The organism is Oleiphilus sp. HI0080 (assembly GCF_001635135.1).
Genome location: NZ_LWFU01000959.1, coordinates 1 through 691 on the forward strand (window position 1 = coordinate 1; position 691 = coordinate 691).

General features: G+C 46.9%; 1 protein-coding gene. It reads right to left on the minus strand.

The genetic code is table 11. The annotated features are described in order from the left end of the window. A partial coding sequence (locus A3751_RS18555; RefSeq protein ID WP_304439055.1) for an amino acid--tRNA ligase-related protein occupies positions 1-691 on the minus strand: 691 nt, incomplete at both ends.

Here is a 691-nt window from a genome sequence, read left to right on the forward strand (position 1 = left end):
GGATACGCAGGTCCGGCTTGTCACTTCCGTACTTACTCATTGCTTCGGAGTATGGCATTCGCGGAAACTCGCCCAAGTCTACACCTAGCAGCTCTTTAAACATGGAGCCGGCAAGCACCTCCATCTTACCCATAATCTCATCTTCAGACATGTAAGATGCCTCAACATCCACCTGAGTAAATTCAGGCTGACGATCAGCTCGAAGATCTTCGTCGCGGAAACATTTTGCAATTTGGTAGTAGCGATCAACACCAGACACCATCAATAGCTGCTTGAAAAGCTGAGGAGACTGAGGAAGCGCAAAAAAGTTTCCTGGGTGAGTTCGGCTTGGCACCAAATAATCACGCGCACCTTCTGGCGTCGCACGCGTTAGGATAGGCGTCTCAACATCCATGAAGCCTTCCTTATCCATAAAGTTACGGATAAAGTTTGTAACCTTAGAACGGAACATGAGTTTATTGAGCATCTCAGGACGGCGAAGATCCATGAAGCGATATTTAAGACGTGTTTCCTCACCAACATCTACATACTCATCAAGCGGAAACGGTGGCGTTTCTGCAGCGTTCAAAACCGTCAACTCTTTACCAAGAATCTCAATTTTACCGGTAGACATATTTTCGTTAATCGTGCCTTCAGGGCGGGCACGCACGAAACCTTTGATTTGCAGGACATACTCACTTCTTACTCTGTC